Genomic DNA, 24,462 nt, shown 5'->3' on the forward strand with positions numbered 1-24,462 from the left:
CGGGCTCGCGGGGGCGGTGAGGTCTTGAGGTATCGTTCGGGCAGGTGCGGGCTCCCCCGATGCGCCCGCATCTCCGCTCCCCATGCCCGTCACCCTGATCGATCTCCTCGAAGAGCGAAGCACGCGCCGTCCGGACCCGAGGCTCTACACATTCCTGGAGGACGACGCGGAGGTGACGCTCACCCGCGGTGAGCTCGCCGTGCAGGCGCACCGCATCGCCGCCGCGCTCCAGGCGCTCGCGTCCCAGGGGGAGCGGGCGGTCCTGCTCTACCCGCCGGGCGCGGACTACCTCGCGGGCTTCTTCGGGTGCGTGTGCTCGGGGCTGGTGGCGGTGCCGGCGTATCCGCCGGATCCGTCGCGGCTGGAGCGCACCCTGCCCCGGCTGCGAGCGCTCATCGCGGACTCGGGGGCCACGGTGGTGCTCACCACGTCCGTCATCCTGTCGATGGCGGAGTTCCTCTTCACGGATGCGCCGGAGCTGCGCGCGCTGAAGTGGGTGGCGACGGATGCGCTGGCGCCGGGCGGCGAGGCGGCGTGGAAGCGGCCGGACGTGAAGGCCGACACGCTGGCATTCCTCCAGTACACATCGGGCAGCACGGGCACGCCTCGGGGCGTGATGCTGAGCCACGGCAACCTGCTGCACAACCTGGACGCCATCCGCCGGGCGTTCCAGACGCGCGACGACAGCGTGGGTGTCATCTGGCTGCCGCCGTACCACGACATGGGGCTCATCGGCGGGGTGCTGGTGCCGCTGGCGCAGGGCTTCCACACCGCGCTGATGTCGCCGCTGTCGTTCCTCAAGAGGCCGCGAGCGTGGCTGGAGGCGTTGACCCGGTTTGGCGGCACCATCAGCGGCGGGCCGAACTTCGCGTTCGAGTTGTGCGTGCGGCGCATCCCGCCGGCGGAACGGCAGGGCCTGGACCTGAGCCGCTGGGAGGTGGCGTTCTGCGGCGCGGAGCCCATCCGTCCGGAGACGCTGGCGCGCTTCACGGAGGCGTTCGCGCCGCAGGGGTTCCGGCGCGAGGCGTTCTACCCGTGCTACGGGCTGGCGGAGGCGACGCTCATCGTCTCTGGAGGCGCGAAGGAGGCCGCGCCCGTGCTGCGCGACGTGGACGCGGCGGCGCTGGAGGCGGGACAGGTCCGAGCGCCCGAGCGGCAGTCCCGGACGCTGGTGGGCTGCGGCGCGACGCTGCCGGATCAGCACCTGCTCGTCGTGGACGCGGAGTCCGGGCGGGTGCTGGCGCCGGGCGAGGTGGGAGAGGTCTGGGTGAAGGGGCCCAGCGTGGCGCAGGGTTACTGGCGGCAGCAGGAGGAGTCCGCGCGGGTCTTCGGCGCGCGCACCGCCGCGGGGGAAGGACCGTTCCTGCGCACCGGGGACCTGGGGTTCCTGGACGCGGGGGAGCTGTACGTCACGGGGCGCGCCAAGGACCTGATCATCCTGCGCGGCCGGAACCTGTATCCGCAGGACCTGGAGAGCGTGGTGGAGGAGAGCCACCCCGCGCTGCGGCCCGGGTGCGGCGTGGCGTTTGGAGTCGAGGTGGACGGCGAGGAGCGCCTCGTCGTGGTGCAGGAGGTGGATCCGCGCAAGTGGGACGGAGACGCCGCGCCGTTGCTGGGTGCGCTCCGGCGACGGCTGGCGGAGACGTATGAGGTGATGCCGCACGCGGTGGTGCTCATCGAGCCCGGGAGCCTGCCGAAGACGTCCAGTGGCAAGGTGCAGCGCAGGGCCACGCGCGCGGCGTTCCTCGCGGGTGGGCTGCGTGAGTTGCATGCGTGGCGCGCGCCTGAGCTGGAGGCACGCGGCGTTGATTCAGGCCCCCGTGAGCGCGCGCGAGTTCAGGTGGAGGCGTTCGACACACGCGCTCCGGCTTCGGAGCTGGAATCGCAGGTGCTCGCGTTGGTGGAGCAACCTGGCACGCGTGCGCAGGCTGCGGCAGCAGCGGCGCAGGTGGGTGCCCAGGCGGGAATCATTGGCACGCGTGCGCCGGCTTCGGAGCTGCAGTCCCTCGTGCTCGCGCGGGTGGCCGCGCGCGTGGGAACCCGCGTGGAGGACCTGGATGTCCATGCGCCGCTGACGCACTACGGGTTGGATTCGCTGGCGGCGGTGGAGCTGGCGCATTCGCTGGAACAGGCCCTGGGCATGCCCGTGCCCATGGAGGCGCTGCTGCGGGGCGCGAGCGTGGCGGAGCTGGTGCGCGAGGCGACGGCCGGAGTGGCTTCGCGTTCGGAGCTGATCCGCGTGCCGCGCACGGAGTCGATGCCGCTGTCCTTCGCACAGGAGCGCCTGTGGTTCCTGGACCGCCTGGAGCCGGGCAGCGCTTTCTACAACGTCCCCGTCGTGTCGCGGCTGGACGGCGCGCTCGACGTGTCCGCGCTGGAGCGGAGCCTCCAGTTCCTCGTGCGGCGCCATGAGTCCCTGCGCACCGTGTTCGTGGAGACGCGCGGTGAACCCGGCCAGCGCATCCTCCCGGACCTGGCGCTGTCGCTTCCCGTCGTGGACCTTTCATCGCTTCCTGCCGAAGCGCGCGAGGCCGAGGCGCTGAGACTCTCGCGCGAAGAGGCCCGCCGTCCCTTCGACCTGGCCCGGGGCCCGCTGCTCCGGGTGACCCTGCTGCGCCTGGAGCCATCGCGCCACTGGCTGCTGCTCACGGTGCATCACCTGGTCGCGGATGGCTGGTCCATGCGCGTGCTGGTGCGGGAGCTGTCGGAAGCCTACGGCGCGCTGTCCACCGGACACGCCCCTGCCCTGCCCGAGCTGCCCCTCCAGTACGCCGACCACGCGTCGTGGCAGCGCTCGTGGCTTCGCGGTGAGCGCCAGGAGGACCTGCTCGGCTGGTGGCGTGGGCACCTGGCCGGCGCGCCTCCCGTGCTCGAACTCCCTGGCGATCGCCGTCGGCCCCGGGTGCAGTCCTATCGGGGCGCCCAGCAGACCCATCGGTTGGAGAAGGCCGCGTGGGAGCGGGTGAAGGCCCTGGCCCTGCGCGAAGGCACGACGCCGTTCGTCGCGCTGCTCGCGGGCTTCCAGGTGCTGCTGCACCGCTACACCGGCCAGGAGGACCTGGTCGTGGGCGTGGACACCGCGCACCGCTCCCGGCCGGAGACCGCGGGGATCGTCGGCCTGTTCGTCAACCAGCTCCCGTTGCGCGGGGATCTCTCCGGCGCACCGTCCTTCCGTGAGCTGCTGCACCGGAGTCACCGCGCGGCGCTCGATGCGTGGGCGCACCAGGACCTGCCCTTCGACGCGATGGTGCGCGGTCTCAACCCGGAGCGCAGCCTCGCGCACGCGCCCCTCTTCCAGGTGAAGCTGGTCCTCCAGGACGCCGCGTCCGGACCGGTGCACCTGCCCGGCCTCACCCTGAGCAGCTCGCTCGGAGACACGGGCGCCACCAAGCTCGACCTCACGCTCTCCGTCACCGACTCCGGCGACGGGCTGGAGCTGCTGTGCGAGTACGCCACCGACCTCTTCGACGCGGACACCCTCGCGCGGATGCTCGGGCACCTGGACTCGCTGCTCGCTGGCGCGACGGCACACCCCGAACACGCCATCAGCGCCCTGCCCCTGCTGACGCCGGAGGCCCGTCGACAGGTGTTGGAGTCGTGGCGCCCCACCGCGCCCGCCGTGACGCCCGACCTCGCGCACCGCCTCTTCGAGGCGCAGGCCCGGGCCACGCCGGAGGCCATCGCCGTCTCGCTGGGCGGAACGACGCTGACGTACGCGCGCCTCGACGCCCGCGCCAACCAGCTCGCGCGACACCTCGTCGGAGCAGGCGTACGTCCCGAGCAGGTGGTGGGCGTATACCTGGAGCGCACCCCGGACCTCGTGGTGGCGTTGCTCGGCGTGCTCAAGGCAGGCGGCGCGTTCCTTCCGTTGGATCCGGGTCAGCCGCCGGCACGCCTGGAGGCGATGCTGCGCGAGGCGCGCGTCTCCGTGCTCCTGAGCGACGAGGCCCTCGCGGACCGACTCGCACCGCAAGGGGAGTTGCTCGTGCTCCTGGACGCGGAGCGCGCCGCGCTGGAGGCACGATCCGCCCTACCGCTGGAGCCCGCGCCAGCCGTCACGCCCGCGCACCTCGCCTACGTCATCTTCACCTCCGGCTCCACCGGCACGCCCAAGGGCACGCTGCTGGCGCATCACGGCCTGTGCAACACGGCCCTCGCCACACGCGACGCATTGGGGCTGCGCCCGGGAAGCCGGCTGCTGCAACTGGCGTCCATCGGCTTCGATGCGTCCGTGAGCGAGGTCTTCTCCACGCTCCTGTCCGGCGCGACGCTGGTGCTCGCGCCCCCGGAGTCGCTGCTGCCGGGGCCGCCGTTGCAGCAGGTGCTCGCCTCCGAGCGCATCACGGCCCTCACCGCCACGCCCACGTCGCTGGCGCCCATGGATCCGTCCGCGTTGCCCCTGCTGGAAGTGGTGGCCTCCGTCGGCGAGGCGTGCACGCCGGAGCTGGCGGCGCGCTGGAAGCCGGGCCGTCGCTTCCTCAATGCCTACGGCCCCACCGAGACCACCGTCTGCGCGACGATGGACCTGGACGTGGACCCCGCGCGTCCGTCCATCGGCCGCGCCATTCCGGGCGCTCGCGTGGCGGTGCTCGATGAGCGCGGTGAGCCCGTGCCCGTGGGCGTGCCCGGTGAGCTGTACGTGGGGGGCGTCGGCGTCGCGCGCGGCTACCTGGAGCGACCCGCGCTCACCGCCGAGCGCTTCGTCCCCGACCCGTTCTCCTCCGAACCTGGAGCGCGCCTGTACCGCACGGGCGACCGCGTGCGCACGCTGCCCGACGGACGGCTGGAGTTCCTGGGCCGCCGCGATGCCCAGGTGAAGGTGCACGGCATCCGCGTCGAGCCAGGCGAAGTCGAAGCCGCGCTGGCTCGGATCCCCGGCGTACGTCAAGCAGTGGTGCTCCCGCGTGAGGTCGCGGGAGAGACGCGGCTCGCGGCCTGGCTCGTGGCGGACGAATCCCTGGAGGTACCCGCCGTGCGGCGCTTCCTCAAGGAGCACCTGCCCGACGCCTTCATCCCGTCCACCTTCGTGCGACTGGACGCGCTGCCCCTCACCCCGGGCGGGAAGCTGGATCGCGCCGCCCTGCCCGCGCCCGAGTCCCAGCGGCCCTCGTCGGACGCGCCATTCGCCGCGCCCATCACCGCGCTGGAGCAGCGCATCGCCGAGGTCTGGGCGCGCGTGCTCGACGTGCCGCGCGTGGGCCTGCACGCGCACTTCTTCGAGGACCTGGGCGGAGGCTCGCTCCTGGTGGTGAAGGCCAGCACGCAGCTGCGCGAGGCCCTGGGCCAGGACGTCCCCGTCACCCACCTCTTCGAACACCCGACGGTCGCGAAGCTCGCCGCGAGGCTGGAGCGCGAAGTCCCCGCTCCCCGTCCCGCGCCCCGCGCCGAAACGCCGCGTGAAACCGCCGGGAAGGCCTCCGGCGACATCGCCATCATCGGCATGGCCGGCCGCTTCCCTGGCGCTCCGGACGTGCCCACCTTCTGGCGGAACCTGCGCGAAGGCGTGGAGTCCATCACCCGGTTCTCGAAGGACGAGCTGGAGCCGTCGCCGCTGTTCCCGGACGCGCTGCGCGACCACCCCGACTTCGTGCCGGCCGGCGGCGTGCTGGAGGAGGCGGACGGCTTCGATGCGGCCTTCTTCGGCCTGTCCCCGCGCGAAGCGCAGTGGATGGATCCGCAACAGCGACTGTTCCTCCAGTGCGCGTGGAACGCCCTGGAAGACGCGGGCTACGACGCGGAGCGCATCGCGGCGCCTGTCTCGCTGTACGCGGGCGCGGGCAGCTCCGGCGTGCACCTGCTGTCGCTGCTGGGACAGACGCGCAAGGACCCGGCCTCGCTGTTCGAGGCGCTGGGGACGACCACCGGCGAGAACGTGGCCACCAAGACGGCCTACAAGCTGAAGCTCGGCGGCGAGAGCCTCAACGTCTACACCGCGTGCTCCACCGGCCTCGTCACCGTGCACCTGGCCTGTCAGAGCCTGCGCACCGGGCAGTCCGACCTGGCGCTGGCGGGCGCGGTGAAGGTGTCCCTGCCGCAGCGCACGGGCTACCTCTTCCAGGAGGGGATGATCCTCTCACCGGACGGCCACTGCCGCGCGTTCGACGCGAAGGCCCGGGGCACCGTGCTGGGCAGCGGCCTGGGCGTGGTGGTGCTCAAGCGGCTTGAGGACGCCGTGCGGGACGGGGACCGCGTGTACGCGGTCATCAAGGGCTCCGCGCTCAACAACGACGCGGCGGCGAAGGTCAGCTACACCGCGCCCAGCATCCACGGGCAGAGCGAAGTGATTGCCCGTGCGCTCGCGGCGGCGGGCGTGGACGCGGACAGCGTGGAGTACGTGGAGGCGCACGGCACCGGCACCTCGCTGGGCGACCCCATCGAAGTCGCGGCCCTCACGCGGGCGTACCGCGCGCAGACGCAGCGCACGGGCTTCTGCGCGTTGGGTTCGGTGAAGACGAACATCGGGCACCTGGACACCGCGGCGGGCATCGCGGGCCTCATCAAGGCCGCGCTCGCGCTGCACCACGGCGAGGTGCCGCCCAGCCTCCACTTCGAGCAGCCCAACCCGGAGATCGACTTCGCGCGCAGCCCCTTCTTCGTGAACACCACCCTGCGCCCGTGGGAGCGCACCGGAGGACCGCGCCGCGCCGCCGTCAGCTCGTTCGGCATCGGCGGCACCAACGCGCACGTCGTGCTGGAGGAGGCCCCGCCGCGCGAGCCTGTTCCCGGAGCCCGCCGCTCGCGGCAGCTCGTCACGCTGTCCGCCCGCACGCCTGCCGCGCTGGAGACGGTGGCGCGCGAGCTGGCCGACGCGGTGGAAGCCCGCGCGGACGTGGACCTCGCGGACGTGGCCTTCACGCGCAACGCGGGCCGCAAGGCCTTCGAGGTGCGCCGCGCCGTGGTGGCGGAGGACATCACCGGACTCGTGGAGGCGCTGCGCAAGCCGGGCCCGACGTCCACCGTGCGCGACCTGGACGCCCCGCCCGCGCACCGGGTGGCCTTCCTCTTCCCCGGACAGGGAGCCCAGGCCGTGGGCATGGCCCGCGAGCTGTTCGACACCGAACCCCGCTTCCAGCAGGAGCTGGAGGCGTGCCTCGCGCTGCTGCCCTCCGTGGGGATGACGCAGGACCTGCGCCCCGTGCTGTTCCCCGCGTCCGGAGCCGAGGCCTCCGCGGAGGCGGCCCTCGCCGAGCCCCGCTTCGCGCTGCCCGCGCTGCTGTCCGTGGAGCTGGCACTCGCGCGGTGGTGGATGGGGCTGGGCTTCAAGCCCACCGCATTGCTGGGTCACAGCTTCGGCGAGTACGCGGCGGCGTGCATCGCCGGAGTGCTGTCATTGGAGGACGCGCTGCGGCTGGCCGTGGTGCGCGGCGAGCTGATGTCGCGGCTGCCACCGGGCGGAATGCTCGCGGTGGGGCTCTCCGCGGACGACGTGGGCCCGCTGCTGCCCGACACGCTGGAGGTGGCCGCCCTCAACGGCGCGGACCGCTGCACGGTGTCCGGGCCGCTGGAGCCGCTGGCCGCGTTGGAGCGCACGCTCGTGGGGCGGCGCGTGGGCGTGGTGCGCCTCACCGCTTCGCATGCGTTCCATTCGCGCGCCGTGGAGCCGCTGGTGCCCGAGCTGGAGCGGGCCGTCGAGGGCATCGCGCTGAAGGCCCCTGCCCTGCCCTACGTGTCCAGCCTCACCGGAACGTGGATCCGTCCGGAGGAGGCCACCTCGCCGCGCTACTGGGCGCGGCAGATGCGCGAGCCGGTGCGCTTCGCCGCCGGCCTGGACACGCTGCTGCACTCGGGCCACGGGCTGCTCATCGAAGCCGGTCCGGATCAGGGCCTCACCGCGCTGGCCCGGCTGCGGCTGCGCACGACGCCGGACACCGTGGCCGTGGCCTCGCTGCGCCGAGCGGGCACGTCCACCTCCGACCTCCAGACGCTGCTGGAGTCCGTGGGCACGCTGTGGCGCCTGGGCGCGAGCGTGGACTGGGACGCCCTTCATGCGCACGGTCCCCGCCGTCGCATCTCGCTGCCCGGCTACCCGTTCGAGACCACGCGCATCACGTTGGACGTCCAGCCCGCGCTGCCGCTGCCGGAGCTCACGTCCGTGGCCGCGCCGTCGAAACCCGTGGAGTCCGTGGCACCGGTGGTCGTGCCCGCTGGCCTGAGCGACATCGAGCAACGACTCACGGAGCTGTGGCGCGAGCGGCTGGGCATCGCGGACATCGGGCCGGATGACAACTTCCTCGACCTGGGCGGCAACTCGCTCATGGCGGCACAGCTCCTCACGCGGCTGCGCGAGACGTTCCGCACCCAGGTGCCCCTGAGCGACCTGTTCGAGGCCCCCACCATCGCGGGCCTCGCCGAGCGCATCGAGGCCCGGCTCCAGGAGGAGGGCCTCTTCGGTGGAGTCGAGGCCTCGGAGGCGGCGATCCAGCCGTGGCCCCGCACCGGTGTGCTGCCGCTGTCGTACGTGCAGGAGCGCGTCTGGGAGATGGAGGCGCGGGAGCCGGGCAGCTCGCTGTTCAACGAGCCGCTCGCGGTCCGCATCTCCGGCGCGCTGCGCCCGGACCTGCTGGAGCGCGGCGTCAACGAGGTCATCCGCCGCCACGAATCCCTGCGCACCGTCTTCGTCCAGGGCGCGCCGCGCCTCCTGTCCGAGGTGCGCGTGTCGCTGCCCGTGGTGGACCTGCGCGCCTTCGCCGGGGACCGTGACGCGGAGGCGCTCAGGCTCGCGCGCCTGGAGCCCGCGGAGCCGTTCGCGCTCGACCGGGGCCCGCTCGTGCGCGTGCGCCTGCTGCGGCTCACGGACACCGAGCACGTGCTGCTCGTGACCATCCACCACATCGTCGCGGACACGCTCTCCCTGGTGAACCTCATCCGCGAGGCGATGGCCCTCTACACCGGCTTCGTGCACGGCGTGCCCGTGCCCCTGCCGGAGCTGTCCATCCAGTACCTCGACTTCGCGCTCTGGCAGCGGCAGGCGCTCGCTGACGGCACGCTCGCGGCCCAGCAGACGTACTGGCGGCAGCAGCTGGCCGCGCGTCCGGGGGCGCTGCCGCTTCCGCTGGACAGGCCTCGCGTCCCCGGTGCCCGTCGGCGCGGGGCGCGGCACTCGTTCGCCTTCTCTTCGGAGCTGGGCGTCGCGCTGAACGCGTTCAGTCAGCGCGAAGGGCTCACCGCGTACATGACGCTGCTCGCCGGCTTCACGGCGCTCCTGACCCGGTGCTCGGGACAGGAGGACATCGTCGTGGGCACGTCCATCGGCAACCGGACGCGGCCGGAGCTGGAGGCGCAGATCGGCTACGTGGCGCACGCGCTGGCCCTGCGCACGAACGTGGAGGGGGATCCAGACTTCCGCACGCTCGCGATGCGCGTGCGTGACACGACGATCTCCGCGTTCGCGAATCCAGATGTGCCCTACGAACAGCTCCTGGGAGAGCTGGAGCCCGGGGAGGAGGCCCGACTGGGCCGCCTGTTCGATGCCATCTTCCTCCTGCACGCGCAGGGGGTGTCGGCGCCCATCGTGGAGTTCCCCGGCCTGCGGCTGGGCTACTACGACGTCACCGACCTGCCCGCGCAGTACGGCACGTCGCTCGCGGACCTCACGCTGTTGATGCGGGAGGATGACCGGGGCTTCTCCGGGACGCTGGAGTACGCGGTCGACCTGTTCGACGCGGCCACCATCGCGCGGCTGCTGTCGCAGTTGGAGGCGCTGCTCTCCGACGCCGTGGCTTCGCCCCAGAAGCCGCTGTCGCGGCTGTCGTTGGACGTGGCGCCCGTGCGTGCACGGAGCCCCGAGCCCCGCATCGCCGAAGCCGCGTCACTGCCCGCCCTGCTGACGGCTCGCGCGGAACAGACGCCGGACGCGGTGGCCCTGCGCCAGGACGATGAGGCCCTGACGTGGCGGACGCTGCGGGAGAAGGCGCAAGCGCTCGCGGCGCACCTGCGTGCGCGAGGCGTGGGGACCGGCATTCCTGTCGCCGTGTGCCTGGAGCCTTCCGCCGAGCGCGCCATCGCGCTCTGGGGCGTGCTCGCGGCCGGCGGCGCGTATGCGTTGGTGTCGCGTGACGGGCTGGGTGAGCTGTCCTTGCTCGGACGCGATGGCACGCCGCCGTTGCTCATCACCACCGAAGCGCTTTCCCTTTTGTCCGATGTGTCGTCGCCCGTGCTCCGGCTTGATGGCACGGGTTCCCTCACGGAAGGGGGCGCAGCCTCCGGCTCGACCCCGGTTCCCCCGGTGGACGTGGACGGCCTCGCGTGCCTTGCACGGGAAGGCACCGACGCTTCGCGTCCCCGCGTGATGTTGAGCCATCGCAACCTCGTGCACAGACTCTCCGCGCTGGATGCTCGCGTGGAGGCTCGGGCTGGGGAGCTGTGGCTGAGCACGTCGGACGCGGGTTCGGATCCGGCGGACCTGGAGACGCTCTGGGCCCTGGCCCGGGGGCTCCCGGTGGTACTGCCGACGCGCGCCGCGCTCAGGGAGGTCTCCACCTCCACCGCGAAGCGGCCCCTGGACTTCAGCCTCTTCTACTTCGCCACGGACGCGGAGGGCTCGGGACGGAAGAAGTACCAGCTGCTCATCGACGGCGCGAAGTTCGCGGACGCCCACGGCTTCAGCGCCATCTGGACGCCCGAGCGCCACTTCCACGACTTCGGCGGGCCCTACCCCAGCCCCACCGCCACCAGCGCCGCGCTGGCCATGGTCACCGAGCGGGTGTCCATCCGCGCGGGCAGCGTCGTGCTTCCGCTGCATGATCCGCTGCGCGTCGCGGAGGAGTGGTCCGTCATCGACAACCTCTCCAACGGTCGTGCGGGCGTGTCGTTCGCCACGGGCTGGAACGCGAATGATTTCGTCTTCGCTCCGGGGAACTTCCACCAGCGTCCGGAAGCCGTGCGGCGCGGTGTGGAGGAGGTGCGCACGCTGTGGAGGGGTGGCACCGTGCGCCGCACCAACGGCGCGGGCGTGGAGGTGGACGTCGCCATCCGCCCCAGGCCCGTGCAGGCGGAGCTGCCCCTGTGGATCACCGCCGCGTTCAACCCGGAGACCTTCCGGCTCGCGGGCGAGCTGGGCGCGGGCCTGCTCACCAACGTGCTGGGGCTGGGCCAGGACTTCGTGGAGCTGGAGCGCAAGGTCGCGCTCTACCGTGAAGCGCGGCGCAAGGCGGGCCACCCCGGACGTGGCCATGTCGTGCTCATGCTCCACACCTTCGTGTCCTCCAGCCGCGAGGACGTGAAGCGACAGGCGCGCGAGCCGCTGCTGCGCTACTTCCGCAGCTCCGTGGAGCTGGTGAACGGGCTCGTCGCCAGTCAGGGCCCGGGCTTCGATGTGCGCTCTCTCACGCCCCAGGACCTGGACGTCCTCCTGGAGCAGGGTGTGTCGCGCTACCTGGAGGCGGGTGGCCTGTTCGGCACGCCGGAGTCGCTCGCGGCCCGCGTGGAGCAACTGCGTCAGGCCGATGTGGACGAGGTGGCGTGCCTCATCGACTTCGGCATCGCTCCCGACATCACGTTGGAAGGCCTGCGGCACCTGGATGTGCTGCGCCGCCAGAGCCAGGAGCACACCGCGCCTCGCACGGACTCCGTGCCCGTCGAGGTCGACAGCGCCGGGATGCTCGCGCGGCTGCTGCGCACGAGCCCGCCGGTCCACCTGCGCGGCTCCTTCGCGCTCGCGCGGACGCTCGCGGAGCTTCCGGATGCGGTGAGTGTGCTGGGCCCGGTGCGCACGCTGGTGCTGGATGATGCGGAGGGCCTGTCGTCAGACCTGGCCCGTGCGCTCCAGCGCGCCACCTCCGCGCGGATCGTGTCACCCGTGTCGCTGCTGCCCGGCGCAGGCGAAGCCACGACACAGGGGGCGCGCTTCGTGCTGGATGCCGCCGGCCGCCGCGCGCCGGTGGGCGTGGTGGGTGAGCTGTTCCTGGGTGGGGATGCCGTGCCGCTCGGCTTCTGGAAGGCGCCGGAGCTGACCCACGCGCGTCTGCCGGCTTCGCCGGAAGGCACGGGTGCAAGGCTGTACGGCACCGGCACGCAGGCCCGCTATCGCGCGGATGGCGAAGTGGAGCTGATCACGCCTGCCCGGCGTGCACCGCATCGGCCCTCGACAACGCTGCCGGGCGCGACGGCCCGACCGGGAACGGCACCGAAGGCCGACGCAACGACTTCCGCGAGCCTGCCCGGTGCGATTGCACGCACGTCGACGTTGCCGGGTGCCGCCACGCGCGCTGCAACATCGCCGGGTGCCTCTGCCTCGACCTCGACGCTGCCGAGTGCCACGACACGCGCTGCAACACTGCCGGGCGCCTCCGCCCCTGCCTCAACGCTCCCGGGAGCCTCCACGCCGCCGCCGGGCGCCACTGCCCGACCCGCGAAAGCCTCCTCCGGCACCCAGGCCATCCAGCGGGTGCCACGCACGGGGCTCCTGCCGTTGTCCTTCGCGCAGCAGCGACTGTGGTTCCTGGATCAGTACGAACCCGGCAGTGCGCTCTACAACATCCCGTCCGCGATGCGCCTGGAGGGCACGCTGGACGTGGCCGCGCTGGGCCGCGCCTTCGCGGAGGTGATGCACCGCCACGAAGCCCTGCACACCGCCTTCGAGGTCCGCGACGGCGAACCCATCCAGGTCATCGCCCCCACCGCGGCCTCCACCCTCGAAGTCGAGGACCTGCGTGACTGGCCCAATGGGGAGAGCGAAGCCGAAGCCCTCCTCCGCGCCCGCGAGGAAGCCCGCGCCCCGTTCGACCTGTCGCGCGGACCGCTCCTGCGCACGCGCCTCCTGCGCCTCGCTGAGCGTGAGCACCTGCTGCTCGTCACGATGCACCACATCGTCTCCGACGGCTGGTCCATCGGCGTGCTCATCCGCGAAGCCGTCACCCTCTATGAAGCCTTCACCTCCGGCCGGCCCTCGCCGCTGCCGGAGCTGCCCATCCAGTACGCCGACTACGCCGTGTGGCAGCGCGACTGGCTCCAGGGCGCACTGCTGGACAAGCAGCTCGCGTACTGGCGCAAGCAACTGGACGGCGCGCCGCCCGCGCTGGAGCTGCTCACCGACCATCCGCGCACCGCGGACACCAGCAACCCCGGCGCCACGCACCGGGTGGTGTTCCCGCACGCGCTGATGCAGGGCCTGCGCGCGCTGTGCCGCCGTGAGAAGGGCACCCTCTTCATGGGCCTGCTCGCGGGCCTCCAGGCGCTGCTGTCCCGCTACACGGGCCAGGACGACATCTGCGTCGGCGCCCCCATCGCCGGCCGCAACCAGCCGCAGACCGAAGGCCTCATCGGCTTCTTCGTCAACACGATGGTGCTGCGCACGCAGCTCGATGGCGACCCCACCTTCCTGGAGCTGCTGCGCCGCGTGAAGGACGTCACACTGGGCGCCTACGCGCACCAGGACGTGCCGTTCGAGAAGCTGGTGGAAGCGCTCCAGCCGCCCCGGCAGGCGGGCCACACGCCCTTCTTCCAGGTGACGCTGGTGCTGCTCAACACGCCGTCGGCCGAACTCACGGGCCCGGGCCTCACCTTCCGCCCGGTGGACGTGGACAGCGGCACGTCCAAGTTCGACTTCACCCTCGTCTTCACCGAGACGCCGCGCGGGCTCCACGCCGCCTTCGAGTACCGCAGCGACCTCTTCGAGGCCTCCACCGCCACGCGGATGATGGAGCACCTGCGCGTGCTGCTGGAGGACGCGGTCGCGCACCCCGACCGCCGCCTGTCCGAGCTCACCCTCCTCTCCGACACCGAACGCCAGCGCGTCCTCGTGGACTGGAGCACCACCCCGTTCGAAGGTCCCACCGAACCGCTGGTGCACGAGTCCTTCGAGGCCCAGGCCCGTCGCACGCCCGAAGCGGTCGCTGCTCTCTTCGAAGGCCAGGCCCTCACGTACGCGGAGCTGGAGCGCCGCTCGAACCAGCTCGCATGGCACCTGCTGAACAGCGGCGTGCGCCCCGGAGACCGGCTCGCGCTGTGCCTGGAGCGCTCGCTGGAGATGGTGGTGAGCGTACTGGGCGTCCTCAAGTCCGGCGCGGCCTTCGTCCCCATGGATCCGGCCTATCCCGCCGAACGACTGGCCTTCATGTTGGAGGACGCGGGCGCGAACGTCGTGCTCACGCAGGCCCGGCTCGTCCCGCTGCTGCCGCCGACAGACGCGCGCGTGGTGTGCGTGGACACGGAAGAGGCGACCTTCGCGGCCCTGCCGTCCCACGCACCGCCGCGCGCGGTGTGGCCGGATTCACTCTGCTACATCATCTACACGTCCGGCAGCACGGGCCGTCCCAAGGGCATCGCGGTGGCGCACCGCACGCTGTCCTGGGTGGTGGCGTGGACGCGTCAGCGCTCGCCCAAGGCAGACGCCATCACGTTGCAGTTCGCGTCGCTGAACTTCGACATCTCGTACCAGGAGATGTTCACGTCCTGGTCCGTGGGCTCCTCCGTCGTGGTGCCCACGTCCGAGGTGCGCCAGGACATGCCCGCGCTCCTCCACTTCATGGCCCGCCACGGCGTGGAGCGGCTGTTCCTCCCGTTCATCGCGCTCCAGACGATGGCGGACGCGGTGGCCCACGGCTCGCCGGTGCCGGAGCGGCTGGTGGAGGTGGTGACAGCCGGTGAGCAACTCCAGGTGACGCCCGCGCTCGTGGCCCTCTTCGAGCGGCTGCCCGCGAGCGTCCTGGAGAACCAGTACGGCCCGTCCGAAGCGCACGTCGTCAGCGCCTACCGGCTGCGCGGCCTCCCGCACACCTGGGAGCGCCTGCCCCCGGTGGGGATGCCCGTACCCGGCACGCGGCTGTTCATCGTGGATCCGCAGGGCCGTCCCTGCCCCGTCGGGGTGCCCGGCGAGGTGCTCGTCGGCGGCGGCCAGGTGGCGCTCGGCTACCACGCGCGTCCGGAGCTCACGGCGGAGAAGTTCATCCCCGACGCGCTGTCCGGCGAACCCGGGGCCCGCGTGTACCGCACCGGAGACCGTGCCCGCTGGCGCGCGGACGGCGCCATCGAGTTCTTCGGACGGCTCGACGGCCAGGTGAAGGTGCGCGGCTTCCGCATCGAGCTGGGAGAGGTGGAAGCGGCCCTGCGCGACATCCCGGGCGTGCGCGCCGCGGCGGCGCTCGTGCGCGAGGACATTCCGGGCGACAAGCGGCTTATCGGCTACGTGGTGCTCCAGCCGGACACCGCGTGGGAGCCGGAGGCCCTGCGTCAGGCCCTGGGCCGGCGCCTGCCGGAGTACATGCTGCCCACCGCGCTCATGCGGCTGGACGCGCTGCCGGTGATGCCCACGGGCAAGCTGGTACGGCGCCTGCTGCCCGCGCCGGACGTGGACAGCCTGCGAGGCGCCGCGCCCCTCATCACCCCGCGAACGAAGCTGGAGGAGACGCTGGCGGAGGTGTTCGCACAGGTGTTGGGGCTGCCACACGTCGGCGTCACCGACAGCTTCTTCGACCTGGGCGGCCACTCGCTGCTGGCCACGCAGGTGACGTCGCGCCTGCGCACCGGCCTGGGCGTGGAGGTGCGGCTGCGCGAGGTGTTCGACGCCCCCACGGTGGAGGCGCTCGCCCGCCGCATCGAGGGCCGCGTGCCTGAAGCGGACCGCGCGCCACGGCCTCCCGCCATCACCGCGCGGCCCGGCGTCACGTCCGCGGAGCTGTCCTTCGCGCAGCAGCGCCTGTGGTTCCTGGATCAGTACCAACCCGGCAGCGCGCTCTACAACATGCCCGCCGCGCTGAGCCTCGAAGGCGAATTGAACGTCGCCGCGCTCACCGACGCCTTCACGGAGCTGGTGCGCCGGCACCAGGTGTTGCGCACCACGTTCCAGGTGCTCGACGGCACCGCCGTGCAGGTGTTCGCGCCGTCCGCGCCCTGGCCCCTGCCGGTGGACTCGCTGGAGCACCTGCCGCTCGCCGAACGCGAGGACGAGGCGGGGCAACGGGCGCGCGAGGAAGCGCGTCAGCCCTTCGACCTGTCCCGGGGGCCGCTGCTGCGCACGCGCCTGTTGCGGCTGTCGGAGCGCGAGCACCTGCTGCTCGTGACGATGCACCACATCATCTCCGACGGCTGGTCCATCGCCGTGCTGATCCACGAGATGGTCGCGCTGTACGAGGCGCGCCTCACCGGCAAGCCCTCGCCGCTGCCGGAGCTGCCCATCCAGTACGCGGACTACTCGGCGTGGCAGCGCGAGTGGCTGCGCGGCGACGTGCTGGACGCGCAGGTCGACTACTGGCGCAAGCAACTGGAGGACGCGCCGCCCGCGCTGGAGTTCCCCACGGACCACCCACGCACGGCGGACACCCAGAGCCCTGGCACGTGGCTGGAGATGGAGCTGCCGCGTGAGCTGGTGCAGTCGCTGCGCACGCTCTGCCAGCGTGAAGGCGCCACGTTGTTCATGGGCCTGCTCGCGGGATTGCAGGCGTTGCTCGCGCGCTACTCGGGCCAGGATGACATCTGCGTGGGAGCGCCCGTCGCGGGCCGCACCCAGGCGGAGATGGAGGGACTGGTCGGCTTCTTCGTCAACACGCTGGTGATGCGCACGCGGCTGGAGGGCGACCCCACCTTCCGTGAGCTGCTGGGCCGGGTGAAGGACGTCACCCTGGGCGCGTTCGCGCATCAGGAAGTGCCCTTCGAGAAGCTGGTGGAAGCGCTCCAGCCTCCGCGCATGCCGGAGCGCACGCCGTTCTTCCAGGTGGCGCTGGTGATGCTCAACACGCCCTCGGCGGAGCTCACCGTGCCGGGGCTCCAGCTGAAGCTCCTGGAGCTGGACAGCGGCACCGCGAAGTTCGACTTCACCTTCACGCTGAGCGAGACGCCCCAGGGCATCCGAGGCGCGCTGGAGTACCGCACCGACCTGTACGAAGCGGCCACCGCGGAACGGCTCGTCGCCCACCTGCACGCGCTCTTGAAGGACGCGGTCGCGCACCCCGAGCAGCGCCTGTCCACGCTGTCGCTCCTGTCGCGGGCGGAGCGGCACCAGGTCTTGGTGGACTGGAACACCCGCCCTGGCCTCCCCGTGTCCACGACGGTCCACGGTCGCGTCGAGGCCCAGGCCGCACGCACGCCGGACGCCGTGGCGGTGACGTTCGAAGGCCAGCGCCTCACGTATGCGCAGCTGGAGCAGCAGGCCAATCAGCTTGCCCACCGGCTGCGCGAACTGGGCGTGCGCACCGGGGACCGCGTGGGGCTGTGCGTGGAGCGCTCGCTGGAGATGACGGTGGGCGTGCTCGGCATCCTCAAGGCGGGCGCGGCCTACGTGCCGCTCGACCCCACCTACCCCGCCGAACGGCTGGCCCTGATGCGCGAGGACGCCGGCATCCGCGCGGTGCTGACGCAGGCGCACCTGGACGCCACGCTGCCGAAGGATCCGGGCGTCGCCGTGGTGCTGCTGGACGCGGAGGCCCGCGCGCTGTCGCTCCTGCCGACGCACGCCCCCGCGGTGGACGTGCAGGAGGAGTCGCCCTGCTACCTCATCTACACGTCGGGCAGCACCGGGCGGCCCAAGGGCGTGGCGATGTCGCACCACGCGCTGTCGCACCTGCTGGCGTGGCAGTGCCAGCGCTCGGTGAAGGCCGACGCCACCACGTTGCAGTTCGCGTCGCTGAGCTTCGATGTGTCCTTCCAGGAGATGCTGTCCACCTGGAGCGCGGGCGGCACGCTGGTGGTGCCCACGGCCGCGGTGCGCCGGGACATGCCCGCGCTCCTGCGCCTCATGGCGACCGAGGGCGTGGAGCGGCTGTTCCTCCCCTTCGTCGCGCTACAGTCCCTCGCGGATGCCGTGGAGCACGGCGCCCCGCTGCCGGAGCGTTTGCGCGAAGTCGTGACGGCCGGTGAGCAGTTGCAGGTGACACCCGCGCTGGTGTCCTTCTTCGAGCGCCTGCCGGGCTGCGTGTTGGAGAACCAGTACGGCCCCACGGAGACGCACGCCGTCAGCGCGCACCGCCTGCCCGGGGCGCCGTCCTCGTGGGAGCGGCTGCCGTCCATCGGAGCCCCGCTGCCGGACATGCAGCTGTACGTCTTGGACGCGAGCGGCCAGCCCTGCCCGGTGGGCGTGCAGGGAGAGCTGCTCATCGGCGGTGTCCAGGTGACGCCCGGCTACCACGGACGTCCGGAGCTGACGGCCGAGAAGCTGATGCCGGATCCGTTCTCCTCCGTCCCGGGCGCGAGGCTGTACCGCACGGGCGACCGCGCGCGTTGGCGCGTGGACGGCACGCTCGACTTCCTGGGCCGCGTCGACCATCAAGCCAAGGTGCGCGGCTTCCGCGTGGAGCCTGGAGAGGTGGAGGCAGTCCTGCGCGGCCTGCCCGGCGTGCGCGACGCGGCCGCCGTGGTGCGCGAGGACGTGGCGGGCGACAAGCGCCTCGTGGGCTACGTGGTCCTCCCCGCCGACGCGGCGTGGGATCCGCAGGCCCTGCGACAGGTGCTCGCGAGCCGCCTGCCGGAGTACCTGGTACCCTCCGCGCTGCTGCGCCTGGAGGCCCTGCCCCTCACGCCCAGCGGCAAGCTTGCCCGCCGCATGTTGCCCGCGCCGGACGCGGACAGCCTGCGGGGTGACGCGCCCTTCATCGCGCCGCGCACGCCGCTGGAGCAGACGCTGGCGGACGTGTTCGCGCAGGTGCTCGGAGTGCCGCGCCTGGGCGTGACGGACAACTTCTTCGCCCTGGGCGGCCACTCGCTGCTGGCCACGCAGGTGACGTCGCGCCTGCGCACGGCCCTGCGGCTGGAGGTGCCGCTGCGCGAGCTGTTCGAATCGCCCACCGTGGAGGGGCTGGCCCTGCGACTCCAGGGGCGCCTGACCACGACGACGCGCCGGGGCCCGTCCTCGACCATCGCGCCGCGCGCCATCGAGGCGCCGGTGTCCTTCGCGCAGCAGCGGCTGTGGTTCCTGGATCAGCTCCAGCCGAACCTCCCGCTCTACAACATGCCCGCCGCGCTGCGCGTGGAAGGCCTGTTGAACGCGTCCGCGCTCCAGCAGGCCTTCACGGAGCTCGTGCGCCGGCACCAGTCGCTGCGCACCACGTTCCGCGCTCGCGACGGTCGGCCCGTGCAGATCATCGGTCCCGCCACGGCGTTCCCGTTGGCGGTGGAGGACCTGCGCTCGCTGGACGCGAACCGCCGCGAGGAGGAGACGCGAAAGCGGATCCACGAGGAGGCCCGCGCCCCGTTCAACCTGGCCCAGGGGCCACTGCTGCGCGCCGGCATCCTGCGCCTCGGTGAGCGCGAGCACCTGCTGCTCGTGACGATGCACCACATCGTCTCCGACGGCTGGTCCATGGCCGTGCTCATCCGGGAGATGGGGGCGCTCTACGAGGCCCTCGTCGCCGGGCGCCCGTCGCCCCTGCCGGAGCTGCCCCTTCAATACGCGGACTACGCGACGTGGCAGCGCGACGGACTCCAGGGCGAGGTCCTGGAGGAACAGCTCGCGTACTGGCGCGGCCAGCTGGAAGACGCACCGCCGATCTCCGAGCTGCCCACGGACCGGCCGAGGACCGCGGACACGAACCAGCCCGGTGCGTCGCTGCCGGTGGTGCTGTCCCCGAAGCTGACGAGGGACCTGCTGGCCCTGTGTCAGCGCGAAGGGGCCACGCTGTTCATGGGCCTGCTCGCGGCCCTCCAGGCCGTGCTCGCGCGTCACGCCGGGCAGGATGACGTCTGCATGGGAGCGCCCATCGCGGGCCGCACGCAGGCGGAGACCGAAGGCATCATCGGCTTCTTCATCAACACGCTGGTGATGCGCACGCGGCTGGAGGGCGACCCCACCTTCCGCGAGCTGCTGGGCCGGGTGAAGGACGTCACGCTGGGCGCCTACGCGCACCAGGACGTGCCCTTCGAGAAGCTGGTGGAGGTCCTCCAGCCGCCCCGGCTGCGCGGCGTACCGCCGTTCTTCCAGGTGGCCCTCACGCTCCAGAACGCGCCCACCGCCGCGCTGGCGCTGCCCGGCGTCACCTTCCAACCGATGGAGACGGGAACCGGCACGTCCCGCTTCGACCTGTCGCTCACCTTGTCCGAAGCGCCCACGGGTCTGCACGGCGCGCTGGAATACCGGACGGACCTCTACGACGCGGAGACCGTCACCCGGCTGATGGAGCACCTGCGCCTGCTGCTGGAGGCGGCGGTGGCGCAGCCCGCGCGGCGCCTGTCCACGCTGTCGCTGCTCTCCGACGCCGAACGGCACCGCGTGCTGGTGGAGTGGAACGCGACCACCGTGCCGTACCCGCGTGACACGGCCGTGCAGGCGTTGTTCGAAGCCCAGGCCGCGCGCACGCCAGACGCGGTGGCGGTGGAGTTCCAGGGACGCACGCTCACCTACGCGGCGCTGGACCGCCGGGCGAACCAGCTCGCGTGGCACCTGCGCAAGAGCGGCGTGAAGCCGGGCGCGCGGGTGGCCGTGTGCCTGGAGCGCTCGCTGGAGCTGATGGTGGCCGTGCTCGGCATCCTCAAGGCAGGAGCGGCCTACGTCCCGCTCGACCCCGAGGCGCCCCTGGAGCGGCAGTCCTTCTTCCTGGAGGACACCGGCGCGGTGCGGGTCATCACCTCCACGGCGATGCAGCAGCACCTGCCCAGCACCGCGCCCTGGCCGCTGGTACTCGACACGGAGGCGACACGCCTCGACGCGGAGCCGGACACGGCGCCGGAGCCCGCGCCGGGCGGCGATGCGCTGGCCTACGTCCTCTACACCTCCGGCACCACGGGCCGGCCCAAGGGCGTCTGCGTCCCGCACCGGGCCATCGTCCGGCTGGTGATGGGGACGGACTTCGCGCGGCTCGGCCCCGACGAGGTCTTCCTGCAACTGGCCCCGCTCGCCTTCGACGCTTCGACGTTCGAGCTGTGGGGCTGCCTGCTGCACGGCGGCAGGTTGGTGCTCGCGGATCCGGGGGCGATGTCGCTGGAGGCGCTGGGCCGCGCGTTGGACGCGCACCACGTCACCACGCTGTGGCTGACGTCCGCGCTGTTCGAGCAGATGGTGGCCACGCAGCCGGAAGCCCTGGCCCGTGTGCGGCAGGTGCTCGCCGGGGGCGACGTGCTGTCACCCACGCGGGTGCGTGAGCACGTGGCCCGTGCGGGCCGGCTGGTGAACGGGTACGGCCCCACCGAGGGCACCACCTTCACCACCTGCCACGTCATGACCGACGCGAGCGCGGTGGAGACTCCGGTGTCCATCGGCCGGCCGCTCGCCAACACGCGCGTGTACGTGCTCGATGCGTCCCTGCGGCCCGTGCCGACAGGCGTACCCGGAGAGCTGTACGTGTCCGGAGACGGGCTCGCCTGGGGCTACCTCCAGCAGCCCGCGCTCACCGCGGAGCGGTTCCTGGCGGATCCGTTCAGCACCGTGCCGGGAGCTCGGATGTACCGCTCCGGAGATCAGGTCCGCTGGAAGGCGGACGGGACGCTCCAGTTCCTCGGCCGCCGCGACACCCAGGTGAAGCTGCGCGGCTTCCGCGTGGAGCCAGGCGAAATCGAGAACGTGCTCCTCGCGCACTCCTCGGTGCGCGAGGCGGTGGTGCTGGCGCGCGACGACATGCCGGGAGGACGCGCCCTGGTGGCCTACGTCGTGCCCCGCGCCGGAGCCGCTTCGACAGCGCCGCTGCTGGACGCCCAGGCCCTGAAGACCTGGCTGCGCGAACGGCTGCCCGAATACCTGGTGCCCTCCGCCATCGTCATGCGGGCCTCGCTGCCCGTCACGCGCAACGGCAAGGTGGACCGCCGCGCGCTGCCCGCACCGGAGACCGTCGGTGCGAACGACGCGAGCCTCCAGTCGCGCACGGACACGGAAGCCCGGCTCGCCACGCTGTGGAACGAGCTGCTGGGAACGAAGGGCACGGGCGCGCACGACGACTTCTTCGACCGTGGCGGACACTCGCTGCTCGCGACGCAGTTGTTGTCGCGGATCCGCGCCACGTTCGCGGTGGAGCCCCGGCTGCAGGACCTCTTCGAAGCGCGCACGCTGGAGGCCCAGGCGGCGCTGCTGGATGCCGCCCTCGCTCGCGCGGTCCGGCTCCAGGCTCCTCCGCTGCGTCCCGTACCGCGACAGGGAGACCTGCCGCTGTCGTTCGCGCAGCAGCGGCTGTGGTTCCTGGACCAGTACCAACCGGGCCTGCCCATCTACAACATGCCGGTCGCGCTGCGGCTGCACGGCGCGCTGGACGTGGCGGCCCTGGAGCGGGCCTTCACGGAGCTGGTGCGTCGCCACGAATCCCTGCGCACCACGTTCGCCACCCACGCGGGCACGCCCGTCCAGGTCATCGCGCCCAAGGCGCCCTTCCCCCTGACCGTGCAGGACCTGAGAGCGCTGGCCGTGGAGACGCGCGAACAAACCGCCGAGCGCCTCGCCCAGGAAGAGGCCCGTCAGCCCTTCGACCTCGCCCGGGGTCCGCTGCTGCGGGCACGCCTGCTCTGGTTGTCGGAGCGCGAGCACCTGCTGCTCGTGACGATGCACCACATCGTCTCCGACGGCTGGTCCATCGCCGTGCTCATCCGGGAGATGGTCGCGCGTTACGCCGCCTCCATCACCGGCCAGCCCCTGACGCTGCCACCGCTGCCCGTCCAGTACGCGGACTACGCCGTCTGGCAGCGCGAATGGCTCCAGGGGGACGTGCTGAAGGCGCAGCTGGATTACTGGCGTCACCAGCTTGCCGGAGCCCCCTCCGCGCTGGAGCTGCCCACGGACCGGCCGCGCACCGCGGACTCACGCCAGCCGGGCGCGAGCTTCCACCTGATGCTGCCCCGGAAGCTGGCGCAGGACCTGACGGCGCTGTGCCAGCGCGAAGGGGCCACGCTGTTCATGGGCCTGCTCGCGGGCTTCCAGGCCGTGCTCTCCCGCTGGGCGGATCAAGACGACGTCAGCGTGGGCACCCCCATCGCAGGCCGCACACGCGAGGAGACCGAAGGCCTCATCGGGTTCTTCGTCAACACGCTGGTGATGCGCACGCGGCTGGACGGCAACCCCACCTTCCGCGAGCTGCTGGGCCGGGTGAAGCGCGTCACGCTGGATGCCTACGACCACCAGGAGGTGCCGTTCGAGAAGTTGGTGGAGGTCCTCCAGCCGAAGCGTCAGGCCGAACGCACGCCGTTCTTCCAGGTGTCGCTGGTGATGCTCAACACACCGACCGCGGAGCTGTCGCTGCCCGGCATGCGCATCGAGCCGCAGCCGGTGGACGCGGGCACCGCCATGTTCGACCTCTCCCTCACGCTCAACGAGAAGCCTGAAGGGCTTGAGGGCGGCGTGGAGTACCGCACCGACCTCTACGACCGGGCCACGGTCGAACGCCTCATCGAACACCTGCGCGTGCTCCTGGAGGACGCCGCCGCGCACCCGGAGCGTCGCCTGTCCGACCTGGCGCTCCTCACGGAAGCGGAGCGGCAGCAGGTGATCGGAGAGTGGACCCGTTCGCGCGCCGACTTCCCGAGCGACACACCGGTGCACGCGCTGTTCGAGGCCCAGGCCCGGGCGACCCCCGGCGCCGTGGCCGTGGAGCACGACGGACAGACGGTCACCTACCAGGAGCTGGACGCCCGCGCCGATGCGCTCGCCCATCACCTGCGTGCACGGGGTGTCTCCACCGGAGCACGGGTGGCGCTGTGCCTGGAACGCTCGCACGCCCTGCCCGTGGCGCTGCTGGGCACGCTCAAGGCAGGCGCGACGTACGTGCCGCTCGATGTCACCGCGCCAGCGGAGCGGATCGCGTTCCAACTGGAGGACGCCGCCGTCACGGTGCTCCTCACCGAGCAGCGGCTGCGCCACACGCTGCCCGCCTTCCAGGGCCGCATCGTCGAAGTGGATGCCGCCTTCGAGCCCACGACCACCGGAGCCCTGCTCCCGAACGTGCCCGTGGAGCTGCCCGCCTACGTCCTCTACACGTCTGGCAGCACCGGGCAGCCCAAGGGAGCGCTCATCTCCCACCGCTCGCTGGCGAACCACGCGACGTGGATGGGCACCACCTTCGGCTTGGGCGCAGGCGACCGTCAGCTCCAGCTCGCGGCGCTCGGGTTCGACGCCTCCGCCGCGGAGATCTTCTCCACGCTGCTGTCCGGCGCCACGCTGGTGCTCGCGCCTCCCGAAGCCCAACGTGACGCCTCGCTGCTGGCGGACACGCTGTCGAAGCAGCGCATCACCGTCCTCCAGGCCGTGCCCACCGTGCTGCGCTTCCTGGTGACGGAGCCCGCCTTCGCGAAGGCCACGCACCTGCGCTGGCTCTTCTGCGGCGGCGAGGCCCTGACGCCGGACCTGGCCACTCGACTGCGCGCGGTGCTGCCGGCGGTGCGACTCGTCAACGCCTACGGCCCCACGGAGACGACCATCGACGCCACCTGGGCGCCCATCACGGACGACGAGGCCAGCACCCCGCTGTCCATCGGCCGGCCGGTCGCCAACGCCCAGGCCTACGTGCTGGACGCCGCGCTGCGCCCGGTCCCCATCGGCGTCCCGGGCGAGCTGCACCTGGGTGGCGTGCCCCTGTCGCACGGCTACCTGGGCCGCCCCGCCCTCACCGCCGAGCGCTTCGTCCC

The 24,462-nt window shown here is 72.3% G+C and carries 1 protein-coding gene; it reads left to right on the forward strand.

Annotation, left to right across the window (positions count from 1 at the left end; all coding sequences use genetic code 11):
* Positions 1–82: 82 nt before the first annotated feature.
* On the forward strand, positions 83–24,462 hold a 24,380-nt coding region (locus D7V97_RS06445; protein ID WP_120609713.1), incomplete at its 3' end, for a non-ribosomal peptide synthase/polyketide synthase.

Origin of the sequence: Corallococcus sp. CA053C, from assembly GCF_003611675.1 — a bacterium.
Lineage (GTDB): Bacteria > Myxococcota > Myxococcia > Myxococcales > Myxococcaceae > Corallococcus.